The sequence below is a fragment of the Stenotrophomonas sp. SMYL86 genome (assembly GCF_036320025.1).
Classification (GTDB): Bacteria; Pseudomonadota; Gammaproteobacteria; order Xanthomonadales; family Xanthomonadaceae; genus Stenotrophomonas; species Stenotrophomonas maltophilia_A.
Genome location: NZ_JAWIRU010000020.1, coordinates 56,363 through 75,768 on the forward strand (window position 1 = coordinate 56,363; position 19,406 = coordinate 75,768).

General features: G+C 67.2%; 17 protein-coding genes. 9 read left to right on the forward strand and 8 right to left on the reverse strand.

The features are described 5' to 3' along the window. Positions 1–49 precede the first annotated feature (49 nt). Genes V3B64_RS18270 through V3B64_RS18280 form a run of 3 tightly spaced genes read left to right on the forward strand, consistent with a single transcriptional unit; the run spans position 50 to position 1,959 of the window. Entirely contained in the window at positions 50–820 is a 771-nt protein-coding gene (locus tag V3B64_RS18270; protein ID WP_049457458.1) for an SDR family NAD(P)-dependent oxidoreductase, read from the forward strand. A gap of 49 nt (positions 821–869) precedes the next feature. Further along, the gene (gene yeiP / locus V3B64_RS18275; RefSeq protein WP_005409468.1) at positions 870–1,436 is read left to right on the forward strand and encodes an elongation factor P-like protein YeiP; all 567 of its coding nucleotides are present in this window, start codon (positions 870–872) and stop codon (positions 1,434–1,436) included. Continuing rightward, positions 1,426–1,959, forward strand: a complete 534-nt coding sequence (locus V3B64_RS18280; protein ID WP_121503170.1) for a hypothetical protein — start codon at positions 1,426–1,428, stop codon at positions 1,957–1,959. Before yeiP ends, V3B64_RS18280 begins: the two co-directional genes overlap by 11 nt. A gap of 50 nt (positions 1,960–2,009) precedes the next feature. Here the strand turns inward: V3B64_RS18280 and V3B64_RS18285 are convergent, their stop codons facing one another. From V3B64_RS18285 to V3B64_RS18300, 4 genes are all read right to left on the reverse strand, one after another. Then, on the reverse strand, positions 2,010–2,705 hold the full coding sequence (locus V3B64_RS18285; protein ID WP_121503169.1) for an MliC family protein: 696 nt from the start codon (positions 2,703–2,705) through the stop codon (positions 2,010–2,012). Positions 2,706–2,788: 83 nt separating this feature from the next. Beyond that, positions 2,789–3,181: a nuclear transport factor 2 family protein gene (locus V3B64_RS18290; RefSeq protein ID WP_032128783.1), complete on the reverse strand. Its 393-nt coding sequence runs from the start codon at positions 3,179–3,181 to the stop codon at positions 2,789–2,791. Further along, on the reverse strand, positions 3,162–6,311 hold the full coding sequence (locus V3B64_RS18295; RefSeq protein ID WP_329914655.1) for a multidrug efflux RND transporter permease subunit: 3,150 nt from the start codon (positions 6,309–6,311) through the stop codon (positions 3,162–3,164). The genes V3B64_RS18290 and V3B64_RS18295 overlap by 20 nt, the downstream gene beginning before the upstream one ends. Positions 6,312–6,347: 36 nt before the next feature. Then, positions 6,348–7,496 carry an efflux RND transporter periplasmic adaptor subunit gene (locus tag V3B64_RS18300; RefSeq protein ID WP_329914656.1) on the reverse strand — a complete coding sequence of 383 codons (1,149 nt, stop codon included), beginning with the start codon at positions 7,494–7,496 and terminating at the stop codon, positions 6,348–6,350. Positions 7,497–7,625: 129 nt separating this feature from the next. On the opposite strand from V3B64_RS18300, the gene V3B64_RS18305 reads away from it, so the two are divergent. Together V3B64_RS18305 and V3B64_RS18310 are read left to right on the forward strand one after the other, a co-directional pair. Then, positions 7,626–8,342 (forward strand): response regulator, encoded by a 717-nt coding sequence (locus tag V3B64_RS18305; RefSeq protein WP_185959206.1) that lies wholly within the window; start codon positions 7,626–7,628, stop codon positions 8,340–8,342. Continuing rightward, positions 8,342–9,418 carry an ATP-binding protein gene (locus V3B64_RS18310; protein WP_329914657.1) on the forward strand — a complete coding sequence of 359 codons (1,077 nt, stop codon included), beginning with the start codon at positions 8,342–8,344 and terminating at the stop codon, positions 9,416–9,418. The genes V3B64_RS18305 and V3B64_RS18310 overlap by 1 nt, the downstream gene beginning before the upstream one ends. Here the strand turns inward: V3B64_RS18310 and V3B64_RS18315 are convergent. From V3B64_RS18315 to V3B64_RS18325, 3 genes are all read right to left on the reverse strand, one after another. Beyond that, entirely contained in the window at positions 9,396–11,192 is a 1,797-nt protein-coding gene (locus V3B64_RS18315) for a DUF4105 domain-containing protein (protein ID WP_329914658.1), read from the reverse strand. The genes V3B64_RS18310 and V3B64_RS18315 overlap by 23 nt on opposite strands. Before the next feature lie 40 nt (positions 11,193–11,232). Beyond that, entirely contained in the window at positions 11,233–11,532 is a 300-nt protein-coding gene (locus tag V3B64_RS18320) for a DUF2388 domain-containing protein (RefSeq protein ID WP_014037036.1), read from the reverse strand. A 62-nt stretch (positions 11,533–11,594) separates the two neighbouring features. Continuing rightward, positions 11,595–12,983: an FAD-binding oxidoreductase gene (locus V3B64_RS18325; RefSeq protein ID WP_049400143.1), complete on the reverse strand. Its 1,389-nt coding sequence runs from the start codon at positions 12,981–12,983 to the stop codon at positions 11,595–11,597. Between the two features lie 169 nt (positions 12,984–13,152). On the opposite strand from V3B64_RS18325, the gene serA reads away from it, so the two are divergent. Next, on the forward strand, positions 13,153–14,394 hold the full coding sequence (gene serA, locus V3B64_RS18330; RefSeq protein WP_014037034.1) for a phosphoglycerate dehydrogenase: 1,242 nt from the start codon (positions 13,153–13,155) through the stop codon (positions 14,392–14,394). A 78-nt stretch (positions 14,395–14,472) separates the two neighbouring features. Here the strand turns inward: serA and V3B64_RS18335 are convergent, their stop codons facing one another. After that, the gene (locus tag V3B64_RS18335) at positions 14,473–15,087 is read right to left on the reverse strand and encodes an NUDIX hydrolase (RefSeq protein WP_121503165.1); all 615 of its coding nucleotides are present in this window, start codon (positions 15,085–15,087) and stop codon (positions 14,473–14,475) included. 133 nt (positions 15,088–15,220) lie between these two features. Between V3B64_RS18335 and V3B64_RS18340 the strand changes: the two genes are divergently transcribed. From V3B64_RS18340 to V3B64_RS18350, 3 genes are all read left to right on the forward strand, one after another. Next, on the forward strand, positions 15,221–16,696 hold the full coding sequence (locus tag V3B64_RS18340) for an amino acid permease (RefSeq protein ID WP_121503164.1): 1,476 nt from the start codon (positions 15,221–15,223) through the stop codon (positions 16,694–16,696). Positions 16,697–16,778: 82 nt separating this feature from the next. Beyond that, a complete protein-coding gene (locus V3B64_RS18345; RefSeq protein WP_032128776.1) occupies positions 16,779–18,206 on the forward strand; it encodes an amino acid permease in 1,428 nt (475 codons plus the stop codon). Between the two features lie 530 nt (positions 18,207–18,736). After that, positions 18,737–19,378, forward strand: a complete 642-nt coding sequence (locus V3B64_RS18350; RefSeq protein WP_032130340.1) for a methylthioribulose 1-phosphate dehydratase — start codon at positions 18,737–18,739, stop codon at positions 19,376–19,378. Positions 19,379–19,406: the final 28 nt, after the last annotated feature.

The following is a 19,406-nucleotide window of genomic DNA, read 5'->3' on the forward strand; positions in this document are numbered from 1 at the left end:
TCACGGCTTCCGTTAGAATCGGCGGTTCTCGAACCTGCAGGACCGTTCAATGCAGCTGTCTTCCGTACGTGCCGTGATCACTGGCGGCGTCTCCGGCCTCGGCCTGGCCGTGGCCCAGCACCTCGTCGCCCAGGGCGGCAAGGTGGCCCTGTTCGACCTCAACGACGACAAGGGCGCAGCCGCCGTTGCCGGGCTGGGTGCCGACAAGGCCCGCTATTTCAACGTCAACGTCAGCGATGAAGCGGCCGTTTCGGCAGCCATCGACCAGGCCCACGATTTCCTCGGCGGCCTGAACGTGGCGATGAACTGCGCCGGCATCCTCGGCGCTGGCCGCGTGCTGGGCAAGGAAGGTCCGATGCCGCTGGCCGGCTTCCAGGGCACGGTGATGGTCAACCTGGTCGGCAGCTTCAACGTTGCAAAGGCCGCGGCCAACCGCATGCAGCACAACGAAGCCGGCACCGACGGCGAGCGCGGCGTGATCATCAATACCGCCAGCATCGCCGCCTACGAAGGCCAGATCGGCCAGGCCGCGTATGCCGCCAGCAAGGGCGGCGTGGTGTCGATGACGCTGCCGATGGCGCGCGAACTGTCGCGCTTCGGCATCCGCGTCAATACGATTGCTCCAGGCGTGTTCTGGACGCCGATGGTCGACGGCATGCCCGAGGCGGTGCAGCAGTCACTGGCCGCGTCGATCCCGTTCCCGTCACGCCTGGGCAAGCCGGAAGACTTCGCCAGCCTGGTTGGCTTCATCCTCGGCAACACCTACCTCAATGGCGAGACCATCCGCCTGGACGGCGCTACCCGCCTCGCTCCGAAGTGATTCCCCCCGGGCGCCGGGACGGCGCCCTCCCCCAACGACCTAGATCACCATGAAAGCCAACGACATCAAGAAGGGCAACGTCGTCGAGTACAACAACGGCGTGTACCAGATCCGCGACATCGAGCGCAGCTCGCCGCAGGGTCGCGGCGGCAACGTCCGCTTCCGCTTCATCATGTACAGCGTGCCGGGCGGCAACAAGCTCGATGCCAGCTTCGATGCCGACGACAACCTGGTCGAGGTCGAACTGCTGCGCCGCCAGTCCACCTATTCGTACAAGGACGGCGATGCGTTCGTGTTCCTCGATGACGAGGACTACACCCCGTACACCTTGGACGCGGACGTGATCGGCGACGACGCCGGCTACATCACCGACGGCCTGACCGGCATCTACGTGCAGGTGATCGACGAGCAGCCGGTGGCGATCCAGCTGCCGGCCTCGGTGGTGCTGGAAGTGATTGAAACCCCGCCGGAACTGAAGGGCGGCACCGCCACCAAGCGCCCGAAGCCGGCCAAGCTCAACACCGGCATCGAAATCATGGTGCCGGAGTACATCGTCAACGGCGAGCGCGTGCTGGTGAACACCGCCACCGGCGAATTCGCTGGCCGTGCCGACTAAGCGCCTTGCGCTGATCGGTTGCCTGTCCCTGCTTGCGGCATGTTCGCCGCAGGCAGCGGACAATGCTGCCGACGCCACGCCAGCCGAACCGGCCGTGACCGCCGCACCAGCGGTGGAAGCACCGGCCGCCGTGGAGGCCATCGCCGAAGCGGAGCCCGCTACCGAGCAGCCCTCGGGCGATGAAGACCTGGACAAGGTACGTGCAGCCGCAGGCTGTCCGGTCCCGGAGGATGTGTATGACGTCGACGACGTGCGCATCTACTGCGCGATGCCGGCCGACGTGCAGGCCTTCCTCGCACGCGAGAACACCTGCCAGCATTTCGCGGGCGAAGAGCCGTACGACGACGAGCGTCGCCGTGAACTGGAAGAGGCCAGCGCGAAGTACTGTGAGGGCCGCGAGAAGATCTTCACCGATCTGGTCGCGCGCTATCGCGGTGACTGTGCGATCCGCGCAGCGCTGATCGGGATCAACGGCCGCTATGACCTGGACTTCGATCTCGACCTGAAGCCCTGCGGGGGCTGATCGATGCACGCCGGGCATGGCCCGGCGTCACCGATCCGCGGAATCGGGCGTTACTTCGCGCCGAAGTTGCCGCAGCCGTGGTACTGGCGGGTGCCGATGGTCAGGTTCACCCTGGCCTCGAACGCCTCACCACTCATGTCGTCCTGGCAGGTGGTGCGCTGGAAGCTGAGCTTGACGTCGGTACCGTCGGACGCCTTGCCACTCCATCCGTCGGCCCCCTCGGTGGGCATGGCCACATCGAAGCGGCGCTCGCCGTAATCGACTTCCACCTGCAGGCCGGGCGCATCGCCGTCAACGACTGCAAGCCAGCCGGGTTCATTGCCGGTGGCACGGAACGCGGCATTGCCGGCGCTGCCATCGCCTTCGGTGGCTTCGACCGCATGGCACTCGCGATCGGCTTCGCCCTTCAGGCTCAACAGGCCGTCATCGCTGCCCTTGGTCCAGAAGCTGTTGCCCTGGCCATCGCCATACTTCGCGCCCGACGCCGCACGCTCGGAAGTCATGGCGAAGGTACGTTCGCCGATCACTACCGTCGCCGCATCCTCGCCATTGAAGGTCGCGCGCACGTTCAGATCACCACACCGGTACATGGTCTCGCTGCCGGTACCGGCGCCGGTGCTGGCAGCCGGCTCGGGCGCGGCCGGCGGCGCGGCATCAGTGCCGCCCGCAGCGGGTGGCTGTGCCGGCTGGCACGCGGCCAGGACCAACCCGAGGGAGGCTGCCAACAGACTGGGGACTACACGCATGGCTCGACTCCTTGTCGACACTACAGAGATCTTCGACCCTACCACCTGCCGGTGAGCGGGGCCTGAAAGCGGCCTGACCGCACTCACGCGGCCAGCACCGCCATCGACAGCAGCTGTGCGCCACTGTCGCCGGAACTGCAGGTCCAGACCCGCAGCAGGCGCAGTTTCAGCTCGCGCTCCTGGCCCTGCCCGCGCACCGACAAGCGCACGTCACTGGACAACAATGCCAGGCGTCCGCACAGCAGCGTTTCCACCGCGTACGATTGCAGGCTGCTCACCCGCAGGTTCCCGGCCAGCCAGTCGCCCAGCCAGGGCAGATCGAGCATGCGCCCGCCCTGCCCATCCATCATGAACAAGGCCGGCGATACCAGCGCGGTCAGCGCATCGTGGTCGTCATCCAGCAATGCCTGCCGCAGGCGCTGTTCCAGCGCTGCCAGCTGCCGCTCATGCAGGTCTTCAACGATGTCCCGTTCCATCCACGGATCCTTCCGGCATCGGCCGGCGCCTGCGCAGGCGTTGCGCGATCCACTGCCGCGCGCCCTGCACTACTACATAGAAGACCGGCACGAAGAACACCGCCAGCACGGTCGCACTGACCATGCCGCCGAACACGCCGGTTCCGATCGCCTGCTGGGTTTCCTTCGATGCGCCCTGCGCCAGCATCAGCGGCACCACGCCCAGCGCGAACGCCAGCGAGGTCATCACGATCGGCCGCAGGCGCAGCCGTGCCGCCTCCAAGGCCGCTTCGACCAGGCCACGGCCCTGCTGCTGCAGCTGGCGTGCGAACTCGACGATGAGGATCGCGTTCTTCGCCGACAGCCCGATCACCGTGATCATGCCGACCTTGAAGAACACGTCGTTGGGCATGCCGCGCAACAACACGGCGGCGACCGCGCCGAGCAGGCCCAGCGGCACCACCAGCATCACCGCCAGCGGAATCGACCAGCTCTCGTACAGCGCCGCCAGCACCAGGAACACCACCAACATCGACAGCAGCAAAAGCCACGGCGCCTGCGCACCGGATTCGCGCTCCTGCAGCGACTGGCTGGTCCATTGCAGAGCGAAGCCGGACGGCAGCTTCTCCGCCAACCGCTCCATCTCCGCCATCGCCTGCCCGGTCGACACGCCGGAGGCCGGGGCGCCGGACAGATTCAGCGCCGGGAAGCCGAGATAGCGCTGCAGCTGCAGCGGCGCCTCGGTCCAGTGCGGGGTCACCAGTTCGGACAGCGCCACCATGCCGCCCTCGCTGTTGCGCACGTACAGCTTCAGCACGTCCTCCAGTTCCATCCGGTGCGAGGCGTCTGCCTGCAGGATCACCTGCTGCAACCGGCCCTTGTTGGGGAAGTCATTGACGTACTGCGAGCCCATCGCAGCCGACAGCGTGCTGCTGATGTGTTCGAAGCCCACGCCCATCGCCTCGGCCTTGGGCCGGTCGATGTCCAGCCGCACGCTGGTGCCGGCCGGCAGGCCATCGGCATGCACCTCGGACAGCAGCGGGCTGGCCTCGGCCAGCTTCAGCAGCTGCTGCAGGGCCGCGCGTAGTTCGGCCTGGCTCTGCCCAGTACGCGCCTGCAGGGCGAGCGAGAAGCCGGACGAACGGCCCAGGCTGTCGATCGCCGGCGGCATCACGCTCATCACCTCGCCCTCGGCAATCGTGGACATCGCCTTCTGCGCGGCCTCCACCTCGCCGGCCGCGGTGGCGCCTGCACGCTCGCTCCAGTCCTTGAGCATGGTGTAGGTCAGCGCCGCGCTCGGGCCGGAGCCGGAGAAGCTGTAGCCGAGGATCGACTGGTTGGAGCCGATGCCCGGACGCGAGGCCACGTGCCGCTCGTAGGCTTCGACCACGGCCAGCGTGCGCTCGGCGGTGGCTTCGGCCGGCAGCTGGATCGAAGTCATGAAATAGCCCTGGTCTTCTTCCGGCAGGAATGCGCCCGGCAACCAGTGCAGGCCCAGCAGCAGCGCCACCACCAGTGCGGCGAACACGCCCATCACCCGCCCACTGCGCTGCAGCACCGAGGCCACGCCACGCTGGTAGCGCCCGGTCATCTTCTCGAAGCCACGATTGAAGGCACCGAACAGCCCGACACGACCATGATGGCCATGGGTATTCGTGCGCAGCAGGGTCGCGCACAGCGCCGGCGTCAGGCTCAATGCCAGCAGCGCAGAGAACAGGATCGACACCGCCATCGCCACGGTGAACTGGCGGTAGATCGCGCCCACCGAGCCGCTGGCCAACGCCATCGGAATGAACACGGCGGTCAGCACCAGGGTGATGCCGATCACCGCACCGGTCAGCTCGCGCATCGCCTTGATGGTGGCCTCGCGCGGCGGCAGTCCTTCCTCGGCCATGATCCGTTCCACGCCCTCGACCACCACGATGGCGTCGTCGACGATGATGCCGATCGCCAGCACCATGCCGAACATGGTCAGCACGTTGATCGAGAAGCCCAGTGCCAGCATCACCGCGAAGGTGCCGAGCAGCGCGATCGGTGCGACCAGCGCCGGAATCAGCGTGTAGCGCCAGTTCTGCAGGAACAGGTACATCACCGCGAACACCAGCAGCATGGCCTCCAGCAGCGTCTGCACCACCTTCTGGATCGAGATCTTCACGAACGGTGCGGTGTCGAACGGAATGCTCGACTCCACGCCGCGCGGCAGCAGCGGCGCCAGTTCGGCCATGCGCTCACGGACCGCCGACGCGGTGCGCACTGCGTTCGCGCCAGGACGCAACTGCACGCCGGCGGCGGTGGCCGGGTGGCCATCCTCGCGGGTGCCCCACGCATAGCTCTGCGCGCCCAGTTCGACGCGGGCGACATCGCCCAGCACCACCCGTGAACCGTCTGCCCCGGCGCGCAGCACGATGGCTGCGAACTGCTCCGGCGTGGACAGCTGCCCATCGGCGCTGAGCGGCACGGTGATGCGCTGGCCCGGAACACCCGGCGAATCACCGATGCGTCCCGGCGAGATCTCCAGGTTCTGCTGCTCGATGGCGGTGGCCACATCGCCCATGGTCAGGCCGTAGCCGGTCAACCGGGTCGGGTCCAGCCAAACGCGCATCGCCTGTTCGGCACCGAACAGCTGCACGCGGCCGACGCCATCGATGCGGCGCAGCTCTTCGATGATGTTGCGCGCCATGAAATCGCCCAGCGCAGCTTCGCTGACGCTGGCATCCGGCGAACGCAGGCCGACCAGCATCAGGAAGCCGGAATCGGCGGCCTCCACGAACAGGCCGTTCTGGCGCACGCTGCGCGGCAGGCGCGGCTCGATCGCCTTGATCCGGTTCTGCACGTCCACCTGCGCCAGCTCCGGGTTGGTACCGGGCTTGAAGGTCGCAGTGATCGAGGCTTCGCCGGAGGTGTCCACCGACGATTCGAAGTACAGCAGGTGCTTGACGCTGGACAGCTCGCGCTCGATCAGCCCGACCACCGCATCATTCAGCGTCTGCGGGCTGGCACCCGGGTAGCTGGCATAGATGCTGACACTGGGCGGCGCGACCACCGGATAGCGCTCCACGGCCAAGCGCGGAATGGCCAGTACGCCGGCCAGGATGATGAAGATCGCCAGCACCCAGGCGAACACCGGGCGATCGATGAAGAAACGTGCCATGTTGGATTTTCCTGGAGGGGCTGGCCCGGGAAAGGCTCAGCCCTTGCTGCCGGCCTGCACCGCGCCGGCGCTGGCGACCGGCATCTGCCAGTCGCGCGCATCGACCACCACGCCTTCCTGCAGGCGTTCCTGGCCCTCGACCACCACCTTTTCGCCCGCCTTCAGACCGGTGCGCACCAGCCACTGGCGATCAACGCTGCCGTCGACCTCCAGCGTGCGGATCACCGCCTTGCCATCGCCACCGATCACCCAGGCATAGGCCTGACCACCGGCGCTGCGCAGCACGGCCTGCTGCGGCACGGTCAGTGCACTGGCCGGCGCACCCCGCGGCACTTTCGCGCGCACATACATGCCGGGTAGCAGCTGGCGCTGCGGGTTGTCGACCAGGATGCGGAGGATCACATCACCGGTACGCGCATCGACGTTGATGCCGGAGAACAGCATCTGGCCACGCTCGGACAGCGGCTTGCCGGCGGCACCGATGATCGTCACCGGCAGCTCGCCACCACCGGCAGCACTGCGCTGCAGCGATTCCAGCTGGGCCGCCGGCTGGCGCACATCGACGTAGACCTGGTCGATCTGCTGTACCACCGCCATCGGCTCGGCATCGGCCACGCCGACCAGTGCGCCTTCGGTCACCAGCGCCTGATCGATGCGGCCGGCAATCGGCGCGCTGACCGTGGCATAGCGCAGGTCGAGCTGGCGACGGGCCAGGATCGCGCGCGCTTCATTCACCGCGGCACGGGCCTGTTCGTACTCGGCGCTGGCATCGTCGCGATGCTGCTGGCTGACGGCCTGTGCCGCGGCCAGTGCATGCAGGCGCTGCGACTGCACGCGACTGCGGCCCAGGGCGGCCTCACTGCGCTGCAGCGCGGCCAGTGCCGAATCGACATCGGCACGGAAGGCCGCCGGATCGATCTGGAACAGGGCCTGGCCGGCGTCTACTTCCGCGCCCTGGTCAAACAGCCGGCGCTGCACGATGCCACCCACCTGCGCTCGGATCTGCGCAGTGCGCACGGCGGCCACGCGGCCAGGCAGTTCGTCGTCACGCTGCACCACCTGCGGGCCGACGGTAACCACGCTCACGCGGGGTGCGGCTTCGGGCGTGGCTTCGGGGGTGGAGCAGGCCGTCATGGCCAGGGCGAGGGCCGCGATCAACGCGACCGGAGTCCTGAAGGTTCTCATTGCTGTGCACAATGCCGCGCGGGCGGCTGATAGGTTCTGAAGCGCAGAGTGTGCGTGGCGATGATGGGGTTTCGATGGAGGAACTGTGGAGATACGATGGAGGCAAGCACCTTAAGGCCCCGCCCCTGCATGCATGCCTCCCCTGCCCTCGCCGCCCTCGTCCTGATCGTCGAGGATGAGGCCGAGATCGCCGACATTCTCACCGCCTATCTGGAACGCGAAGGACTGCGTACGCTGCGCGCCGCCGACGGCCACAGCGCACTGGACCTGCATCGCAGCGCCCGCCCCGACCTGGTCCTGCTCGATGTGCAGCTGCCGCGGCTGGATGGCTGGAGCGTGCTGACCCAGCTGCGCCAGCGCGGCGAGACGCCGGTGATCATGCTGACCGCACTGGACCAGGACCTGGACAAGCTGACCGCACTGCGCATGGGCGCTGATGACTACGTGGTCAAACCATTCAATCCGGCCGAAGTGGCGGCGCGCGTGCGCGCCGTGCTGCGGCGTACGTTGCGCGCCTCGCGCGTGGACGCCCCGACCGCGCTGCGGGCGGGCCCGCTGCTGATCGACTCGGCCACCCACGCCGTACACGTGGAAGGCGAAGGCTACAGCCACGAAGTGCTGCTCACGCTCACCGAGTTCAAGCTGCTGCACTGCATGGCGCTGGCGCCGACCCGCATCTTCAGCCGCAGTGAACTGATGCACGAATGCCTGCCGGAAAGCGAGGCGCTGGAGCGCACGGTCGACAGCCATGTCAGCAAGCTGCGCCGCAAGCTGGATGAAGTGGGCATGGTCAATGTGCCGGCCAGCGTGCGTGGCGTCGGCTACCGGTTGATGGCCGACCGCTGATGGCCCGCCTGCGCCGCTCCGGGCTCAGCCGCCACATCATCGTCTCGATGTCGCTGATGGTGATCGGCGTCATCGTGATGATGATCCTGTCATCGTGGCTGCTGTATGCGGTCCTGGTCGAATTCTTCCCCGGCACTACCGAGGAGCCGGAAAGCTGGCTGCCGACCGGCCCTGAACTGGCATGGATGGTCGGCGTGATCCTGACCGGCCTGGCGCTGGCCATCGCCGCCTCGTTCCGTCTTGCCCATCGCATCCTGTCGCCGTTGAATTCGCTGGTGGACAGCGTGCGCGCGCTCGCGGGCGGCGACCTCGGTGCCCGTGCCAGCGTCGAGGAAAACTCGCCGGGCGAAGTGGCCACCTTGGTCGAGGACTTCAATGCCATGGCGCGGCGGCTGCAGCACGTGGAGAGCGAGCGTGCGATGTGGCATGCGGCCATCGCCCATGAACTGCGCACACCGGTGACGATCCTGCGCGGCCGCCTGCAGGGCCTGGCCGAGGGCGTCTTCCAGCCGGACGAATCACAGTTCCGCAGCCTGCTCGCCCAGGTCGAGGGCCTGTCACGACTGATCGAGGATCTGCGCGTGCTGAGCCTGTCCGACAATGCGCGGCTGGACGTGCGCCGCGCACGTACCGACGTGGTGGCCGAAGTGCATTCGGTGATGACCCTGGTCGATCCCCAGTTCCGCGTCGCCGGCTTCGTGCTGGAGCTGGAAACCAGCCGCGAAGAACACAACGCGCACTGCGACCCGACCCGCCTGCGCCAGGCGCTGCTGGCGCTGCTGGAGAACGCGCGCCGCTATGCCAGCCCGGGCAAAGTGCGGATTGCCGTGCATGACACACCGGGCCATGTGCAGGTAGCGATCGAGGATGAGGGCCCGGGCATCGACCCTGAGCTGCACGCCGACATCTTCTCTCCGTTCATGCGTGCCGACGGTTCGCGTTCGCGCCAGGGTGGCGGTAGCGGGCTCGGCCTGGCGGTGGTCAAGGCCATCGCCGACGCGCACGGCGGCCGCGTCTACTGCACGGCGGGCAACGCTGGTGGCAGCCGTTTCGTTATCGAGCTGCCGCGCCAATAGCCGGCGTGGCTGCCTGTTCCCGCAGGCGGGCACCGAGCGCAGCGAGGTTGGCGTCGATCGCATCCATTTCGTTGCGCTGCTTCTCCGGCAGCTGCTGACGCAGCTGTACGCGCAGCGCCTGCCAGGCCGGCACCGCCTGTGCGCTGGCGGTGGCAACCGCTTCGGCCAGCACCGCCTGCTCATCGGCCAGCGGCAACCCGTAGCCGCCGTCCGCCAGCAGCGTACCCGGGCGCAGCCATTGCCCACCCTGCTCCAGCAACTGGCGCAGGCCCCGGGTCTCGGCACTGTCCGGTGCGGCCAGCAGGCGCCGTTTCAGCACATCGCGCGCGCGCAGCTCGGCGCGGCGTTGCGCAGCCTGTTCCAGCAGCAGCAGGCCGGCGCTTGCGCGCAGGTCGCCCTGCAGCAACCACAGCGCACGCTGCTGTGCGGGCAGCTTCAACCAGCCGCGTACGTCGCGTGCGGGCAATGCCAGCTGGGCTGCCGCCACGCCGAACAACTGCTGGTAGTGATCGCGTGCCGAGGCGAAGTAGTAACCCTGCGCCTGTGCTGCATTGCGGTCCGTGAGTACCTGCTCGTCCAGCACATGCAGCTGCGACAGCCGACGCTTCAAACCACGCGGACTCAGCTGGGCCAGCCCGGCCTCGCCCAGCCGCGGCACACCCGCCTGCAGCAGCTTGGCGGTTTCCACCGCGCAGTTGTTGCTGACGAAGTAATAGCGCCCGTCATAGCTCCAGTGCACCTGCGCAGTGCGCTCGAGCAGGCTGGCGATCTCGCCGGGCGACAACTGCAACGGCAGCGACTGCAACCCGCGCAGCTCGACCTTGGTGTACTCGTCCACTACCTGCTGCAGCGGCAGCACGAACAGTCGCGACGGGTAGCCACCGGTAAGGCCACGCCAGTTGGAAATCTGCACGTCACCAACGAAGGCACGGAACGAAAGCACACGGTGGTATTCCAGGTCCAGGCGACAGTCCGGCCCCGGCGCACGGCCCGGCCGGCAGATCACCAGCCGCAGCATGCTGTGGCCCCAGCGGCTCATCGGCTGCGCGCTGCCTTCGGCAAACAGGTAATCCACCGCGTAGACGCGTGCCGGGTCGAGGTGCAGCAACGACGCCGCACCCTCTTCCGATTCGGCCTGGAGCAAGGGCAGCGTCGTAGCGCACTGCGGCTGTGGCAGCGACGGCGGTGTTCCGAAATGGGCCTGGTACCACTGCGCCAGTGCCGGGCGCCGGCAGGCAAACTCGCTGTCGAGCACGAAATGCTCGGCGTTCACTGCCAGGTACTCGGCCGGATCTTTCAGTTCATACGCATCGGGACTACGGTCTCGGAAGTCATTGCCGCCACGGCCGAGATGCCAGGGCTTGCGCTGCCATCCGGCCAGATCACGCCAGCGCATACTGCGCGACCAGTTCGCCCCCGTACGGTCGGCAACATGGCTCAGTTCGTGTACCAGCGCGCTGCGGCGTGCGCGCCGGGCGCCGGGCATGCCGTCATCCAGAAGATCGCGGCGCAACGTGATGCGGCCGGCGAAGGCGCGGCCATGCACCTCGGCGGGAAGGCCATCACTCCAGCGCACCTGCACCTGCGCCGGCAGGGCGCGCAGCAGGCCATCTGGCAACAATGACTGCACGTCGGCCAGGGTCTGCGTCGCCACCTGCTGCTGTGCAGGGCTCAGCCCTGCAGGATCGAGCTGCAGGCGATCAGCCGCGTGCGCGACATGAGCGATCAGCAGTAGAGCCACGCCGTGCGTGGCTGCGTTCCGTGCAGATGTCATGGCGTTGCCGGCCAGCGGCCGGCACTACCCGAAGGCAGGATCAACGCGCCAGCAGCGCGCGGGCCAGTTCCAGATCGCTCTGCTGCTGTGCGGCAGTGCTCTGCTCACGCAGGTGGACCAGCGCGGCTTGCAGGCGGGCACCACGGATCTGGCCGTCGCTGGCGACGAACGCGGCGGCATCGTCGCGCGCAGCCAGTACCACCTTGTCATCGCCCGAGCTGCTGCCCGAGGAACCGGAGGACGCACCGGTGGCCGAGCCGGCCGAGGTGCCGGCGAAGCTGGAAGCGAAGCCGGCCAGCGGCAGGGACAGCAGGGCAAGCAGCAGAAGCGGACGGGTCATCGGTTCGAAGCCGGTTGTTAGGAAGCGTGGAGCGTAACGGGTGCGTGAAGGATTTGCCCGGCTCAAACGTCGAACAGCTTGCCGGGATTCAGCCGCGCTTGGGGATCGAACGCGCGTTTGACCGCCTTCATCAGCGCGATCTCGGCCGGGCCGCGGGTGCTGTCCAGGTAGCCCTTCTTGACCAGACCGATGCCGTGCTCGGCCGAGATGCTGCCGTCGAAGCGGGCCAGCACCTGCGCCAGCAGCTTGGTTACGTGCTCGCATTGCGCCACGAAATCAGCGTCACTGGTGTCGTCCGGCTTGAGCACGTTGATGTGCAGATTGCCGTCGCCGATGTGGCCGAACCACACCACATCGAAATGCGGGTAGGCCTGCCCGATCAGCGCCTGGGTCTCGGCCAGGAACGCCGGCATCGACGAGATCCGCACCGAAACATCGTTCTTGTAGGGCTTGTAACGGGCAAGCGACTCAGTGATGCCTTCGCGCAGGCGCCACAGCTGCGCGGCCTGCGCGTCGCTGGCACTGATCACGCCATCGCTGACCCAGCCATTGCCCATGCAGTCCTCGAACGCGGCCATCGCAGCCGCTTCCTGGGCCTCGTCGCCGGCCGCGAACTCGGTGACCACGTAATACGGGTGCACTTCGTCGAACGGTGCCTGCGCGCCATGCGCCAGCACGTGCTCCAGCGCCCGGTCGGTGAAGAATTCGAAGGCCTGCAGCTGCAGGCGCGCGCGGAACGCGGCGAATACCTGCATCAGCACTTCAAAGCTCGGCACTGCCAGCAGCATCACGTTGCTGGCCGGCGGCGGGTCGGTCAATTTCACTGTGGCTTCGACGATCACACCCAGCGTGCCCTCCGAGCCGATCAGCAGCTGGCGGAAGTCATAGCCGCTGGAGTTCTTGATCAGCCCCTTGTTGAGTTCCAGCAACTCGCCGTCAGCGGTGACCACCTTCAGCCCTGCGATCCACTCGCGGGTGTTGCCGTAACGGATCACGCGGATGCCACCGGCATTGGTGGCGATGTTGCCGCCGATCGAGCAGGACCCGCGCGCGGCGAAATCCACCGGGTAGATCAAGCCATGGTCCAGCGCGGCATTGTGCACGGCTTCCAGCGGCATGCCGGCCTGCACCACCAGGGTGCGATCGACCGCGTCGTAGGCCAGTGCCTTGTTCATCCGTTCCAGGCTGAGCACCAGCTCGCCGTTGGCGGCCACCGCGCCACCCGAGAGGCCGGTGCGGCCACCGGACGGCACCACGGCCACGCCCTCGCCTGCGCTCCAGCGCATCACCGCCTGCACTTCCTCGACCGTGGCCGGCAGTGCGATCGCCAGCGGCGCCGGCGTCCAGCGCCGGGTCCAGTCGCGCCCGTAATGCTCCAGGTCGGACGGATCGGTCTTCAGCTTCAGGCCGGGGCAGGCTTGTTGCAGCGAGGCAATGCGGGAATCGGTCATGACGGTCCAGCGCGGTGCGTGAAGAACGGGCAAGCGTGCCAGCGGCACGCGCCAGCGTCCAGCCCCGCAGCCGTGCAGATAGCTACGGATGCAACCAATTACGCACTGCACCATGGTCGCTGCGATCTGGCATAGTGGTCAGCCCCTGTCCCACTGGCCGTGTCGCCCCATGTCGCCGAAGAAGACCTCGTTCCCGAAGCAGGATATCCGCGTGCTGTTGCTGGAGGGGGTCAGCCAGACCGCCGTGGAGGTATTCAGCGCCGCCGGCTACAGCCAGATCGAAGCGCACACCAAGGCGCTGCCCGAGGACGAACTGAAGGCGCGCATCGCCGAGGCGCATATCGTCGGCATCCGTTCGCGCACCCAGCTCAGCGCCGAAGTGCTGGCCGAGGCCAAGCGCCTGATCGCGGTGGGCTGCTTCTGCATCGGCACCAACCAGGTCGACCTGGACGCGGCCGAGCTGGCCGGCATCCCGGTGTTCAACGCGCCGTACTCCAACACCCGCAGCGTGGCCGAGCTGGTCATCGCCGAAGCGATCATGCTGACCCGTGGCATTCCGCAGAAGAACGCCGAATGCCATCGCGGCGGCTGGTCGAAGTCGGCCAGCGGCAGCCATGAAGTGCGGGGCAAGACGCTGGGCATCATCGGTTACGGCCACATCGGCACCCAGGTCGGCGTGCTGGCCGAATCGCTGGGCATGCAGGTGATCTTCCACGACGTGGAAACCAAGCTGGCACTGGGCAATGCCCGTGCGGCGGCCAGCCTGGACGACCTGCTGGCGCGCGCCGACATCGTCACCCTGCACGTGCCGGAGACCCCGTCCACGCAGTGGATGATCGGCAGCACCGAGCTGGCGAAGATGCGCAAGGGTGCGCACCTGATCAACGCCGCGCGCGGCACCGTGGTCGACATCGATGCGCTGGACGCGGCCCTGGCCAGCGGCCACGTCGGCGGCGCCGCGCTGGACGTGTTCCCGGTCGAACCGAAGGGCAATGGCGATATCTTCGAATCGCCGCTGACCCGCCACGACAACGTGATCCTGACCCCGCACGTGGGCGGCAGCACGCTGGAGGCGCAGGACAACATCGGCGTTGAAGTGGCCGCCAAGCTGGTGCGCTACAGCGACAACGGCAGCACCCTGTCGGCGGTCAATTTCCCGGAAGTGACCCTGCCCGAGCACGCCGACAGCCTGCGCCTGCTGCACATCCACCAGAACGTGCCGGGCGTGCTGTCCAAGGTCAACGAGATCTTCTCGCGCCACAACGTCAACATCGACGGCCAGTTCCTGCGCACCGACCCGAAGGTGGGCTACGTGGTGATCGACATCACCGCCAGCGAGGAACAAGCCGCCGCCGTGCGCGACGAGCTGGCCGCGATTCCGGGCACGCTGCGCACGCGCATCCTGTACTGAAAAAAGGGGACGGAGGGGATTAAGTCGTTTGCGGCACATGCGGCGTAAACGACTTAATCCCCTCCGTCCCCTTTTTCTTCAGCGCGTCAGCCACCGGCGCGCCATGCGCTGCATGGATTCGTCCGATTCCGGATCGGCCGCGACCTCGGTCACCGGCCGCCAGGCCAGTTCCAGCGACTCCTCGCTGAGCACGAAGGCCTCGCCACCCAGCGCGCGGATCACGAAACGCACGTCGTAGTGCCAGTGGCCCGGCACCTCCTTGCGCTCCGGAATCCAGTGCTTGTCGATATCGAAGATGCCCGGGTCTTCCAACACCAGGCCGCTCAGTCCCGATTCTTCTTCGGCTTCCTTCAGTGCCACCTGGGCCAGGTCGCGGTCGCCGTCGGCGTGGCCGCCCAGCTGCAGCCAGCGCTGCAGCTTGCGGTGATGGGTCAGCAGCAGGCGCTGGCCGTCGGCACTGACCAGCCAGCAGCTGGCGGTGAAGTGGCCGGCCAGCCGCTCGCGCCGGAACGGATCTTCCGGATCGTCCAACAATGTGCCGAATTCGGCAGCCAATGCGTCGTGGGCGGGCTCGCGGCGGGCGTAGTCCCGCAGCAGGCCACGCAGGCGATCGTCAAGCACGGCAAGGGTTTCGGCGGTCTGGCTCATGAATGGGCGGCGTTTGGAAAAATACTGCTCATTATCGCCGTTCATTGTTGCGATTGCGCTTGTGCGTTGGCTTCAGCTTTGGCTAAGGTACAGCGGGCCGTTCGCGCGGCCTTCACCATTCCAGGGTTGCCGGCAACGTATCGGCGGCCCACCCAATCCGATCACTAGGAAGTACTGCATGCTGAAAGCTCTGTTGAGGGTCAAGCCGGTTGAACCGGCCGGGCACGTCGATGCTGGCGAACCCATCGAAGGCAGCCTGGACGGCGAAGCCACGTTGAAACGGACCCTCACGGCTAAACACCTCATCCTGCTTGGCGTGGGTGCGGTGATCGGCGCAGGTATCTTCGTGCTGACCGGCCAGGCTGCGGCCAACCACGCTGGCCCGGCAGTGATGCTGTCGTTCGTCATCGCCGGTTTCGCCTGCGCCCTGGCGGGCCTGTGCTACGCCGAATTCGCGGCGATGATGCCGGTCTCCGGCAGCGCCTACTCCTACTCCTACGCCACCCTCGGCGAGGGCATGGCCTGGTTCATCGGCTGGTGCCTGGTGCTGGAATACCTGTTCGCCTCGGCCTCGGTCGCGGTGGGCTGGTCGGCATACCTGATCAGCTTCATCACCACCACGCTGCACATGCCGTTCCCGGATGCGCTCAGCGCAGCCCCGATCGCCTGGACCGGCAGCGAGTTCATCGCCTCGGGCAAGCTGTTCAACCTGCCGGCAGTACTGATCGTGGCGGCGGTGTCCGGCCTGCTGTACGTGGGCGTGACCCAGTCGGCCTTTGTCAACGCGATCATCGTGGCGATCAAGGTCACCGTCATCTGCCTGTTCATCGGCATCGGCGCGGCCCACATCGACCCGGCCAACTGGCAGCCGTTCATCCCGGAAAACACCGGCGTGGCGGGTGAGTTCGGCTGGAGCGGCGTGTTCCGTGCGGCCACCATCGTGTTCTTCGCCTACATCGGCTTCGATGCGGTCTCCACCGCCGCAGGCGAAACCAAGGACCCGCAGCGCAACATGCCGATCGGCCTGCTCGGCTCGCTGGCGGTGTGCACCATCGTCTACATCATCGTCTGCGCGGTGCTGACCGGCATGATGCCGTACCACCTGCTGGGCACCGACAAGCCGGTGGCCACCGCGCTGGAACCCTACCCGACCCTGTCCTGGCTGAAGACCCTGGTTGAGATCGGCGCCATCGCCGGCCTGTCCTCGGTGGTGCTTGTGATGATGATGGGCCAGACCCGCATCGCCTACACCATCTCCCGCGACGGCCTGCTGCCGAAGTTCTTCGGCAGGGTCCACGCCCGCTTCCGCACCCCGTACGTCGCCACCATCGTGGTCGGCGTGATCGCCGCGGCACTGGCCGGCCTGGTACCGCTGAACGTGCTGGGCGAACTGGTCTCGATGGGCACCCTGCTGGCCTTCGCCACGGTCTGCATCGGCGTGCTGGTGCTGCGCTATACCAAGCCGGAGATCCACCGCCCGTTCCGCGTGCCGGCGGTGTGGATCATCTGCCCGCTCGGCGCAGCCACCTGCCTGTTCCTGTTCTGGCAGGCGTTCGTGGTGCACTGGCACCTGTTCGTTGGCTGGACGCTGCTCGGCCTCCTGATCTACCTGGGCTACGGCATCCGCAACAGCAAGCTGGCCAAGTCGCCCTGATCCGCCTACGGGCCGGCCTCGCGCCGGCCCGTCCGTTTTCCCCGCGCGCCGGTCATGGCGCGCTTCGACAAGACCACCACACATGTTCAAGCAACTGTGGGCCACCAAGCACCCGCATGCCGCCCATGAAGACGCCAACGGCCTGAGCCTGCGCCGCCACCTCGGCCCCTGGGGGCTGACTGCCCTGGGTATCGGCGCGGTGATCGGCGGCGGCATCTTCGTCATCACCGGCCAGGCCGCCGCCAACCACGCCGGCCCGGCCATCATGCTGTCCTTCGTACTGGCCGCCATCTGCTGCGCCTTCTGCGCGCTGGCCTACGCCGAATTCGCCTCGATGGTGCCGGTCTCCGGCAGCGCCTACACCTACACCTACGCCACCTTCGGCGAGCTCTCGGCCTGGTTCATCGGCTGGATGCTGGTGCTCGAGTACGGCGTCTCCGCCTCGGCGGTCGCGGTCAGCTGGACCGGCTATTTCCTCAGCCTGCTCAGCCAGTTCGACATCCATCTACCGGCGGCGCTGGTCAGTGCCCCACTCGATGCACAGCTGCGCCCGACCGGCGCGATCGCCAACCTGCCCGCCGCCGCACTGGTGCTGCTGCTGACCTGGCTGTGCTACGTCGGCATCAGCAAGTCCTCGGCGATGAACATGGCGATGGTCGTGCTCAAGACCGGCCTGATCGTGCTCGTCATCGTGGTCGGCTGGAAGTACGTGGACACCAGCAACTGGACCCCGTTCATTCCGGCCAACGAAGGCCCCGGCAAGTACGGCATGGAAGGCGTGCTGCGCGGTGCGGCGATGGTGTTCTTCGCCTACATCGGCTTCGAGGCGGTGTCGGTGGCGGCGCAGGAATCGAAGAATCCACAGCGCGACATGCCGTTCGGCATGATGCTGTCGCTGGTGATCTGCACCGTGCTGTACATCGCGATGGCCGCAGTGATGACCGGCCTGGTGCCGTTCCAGCTGCTGGGCACCGACGAGCCGGTGGTGACCGCGGTGGCCGCGCATCCGCAGCTGGGCTGGCTGCGCTGGGTGGTCGAGGTCGGCGCGCTGGTCGGCCTGTCTTCGGTGGTGCTGGTGATGATCATCGGCCAGCCGCGCATCTTCATGATCATGGGGCGCGACGGCCTGCTGCCGCCGGTGTTCACCAAGATCCACCCGAAGTACCGCACCCCGCACATCAACACCGTGATCACCGGTATCGGCATCGCGCTGCTGGCGGCGCTGTTCCCGCTGGATATCCTCGGTGAGCTGACCTCGATGGGCACGCTGATCGCGTTCGCTGCCGTGTGCGCCGGCGTGCTGATCCTGCGCCGCACCCAGCCGGACCTGCCGCGTCCGTTCCGCATGCCGATGGCGTGGCTGATCTGCAGCCTGGGCGTGCTGAGTTGCCTTGCCCTGCTGTCGGCGATGACGATGCACAACTGGATGCTGATGGGGGTGTGGACGTTCGTCGGCTTCGTGATCTATTTCTGCTACGGCTTCAGGCACAGCCGCCTGCGGGGTAAGTAAAGGGATTGCAGGGCCTGCTGCCCTGCACCCGCCTTTGAAGCCGGAGCAACGACAAGAGCTGGGCTGAGGGTTTGGCGGGGAGGCATGGGTTCGCGGGGGACGCCGTGAATCCATCCCTGGAGGCTTGGCCGCGGCATCCATGCCGCGGACACCCCCGCGAACCCATGCCTCCCCACCCCTGACACTCTCCCGGCGCGTCCGGTGGATCCACGCCATGCGTGGATGAATTCGGTCTGGGAAATGAATTCTCTGTAGAGCCGAGCCATGCTCGGCTCCGAGCAAGCGCAGCGCCGCGACCCGCTTCTGCCTTTCCTTCTTCACTCCGTGGCTGACGCGCACGGAACCTGTCCGTGGTCGGGCGGGTGGGTTGTGCAGGGGTGTCCGCGGCATGGATGCCGCGGCCAAGCCCCCATCGACGGGTGTACCTCGTGCCCGGCACAGCCCACCCGCCCGGCCAAAGCAAGAAATCCAGCCCGGCGAGACAGCCACGAGGGGCTCAGCCGTTGGCCGAATCCAGTAAAATCGACGGCATGAACGCCCCCACCTTCCCGTACGACACCGCGCGCCTGAGCGAACTGGCCCAGCTGCTGATCGACAACGTCCGCGAACTGGCCCACGCCGGCTGGACCCCGGCCACCAGCAGCAACTTCTCCCACCGCCTGGACGACCGCCACGCCGCGATCACCGTCTCCGGCAAGGACAAGGGCCGCCTGATCGAGGACGACATCATGGTGGTGGACTTCGACGGCCTGGCCGTCGGCCGCCCGCTGCGCCCGTCCGCCGAAACCCTGCTGCACACCCAGCTGTATCGCCGCTTCCCGGAAATCGGCTGCGTGCTGCACACCCACTCGCCGGTGCAGACCGTCGCCTCACGCCTGTACGCGCCGCAGGGCCACATCCGCCTGGAAGGCTACGAGCTGCTGAAGGCCTTCGCCGGCAACAGCACCCACGAGATGGCCATCGACGTGCCGGTGTTCGCCAACACCCAGGACATGAACGTGCTTTCGAAGCAGGTCGATGACCTGCTCGACCGTCAGAACCTGTGGGGCTACCTGATCGACGGCCACGGCCTGTATGCCTGGGGCCGCGACATGGCCGAGGCACGCCGCCACCTGGAAGCGTTCGAGTTCCTGTTCCACTGCGAGCTGGAACTGCGCAAGCTGCGCGGCTGAACCCGCACGCAGGTGCAGATGCCGATCC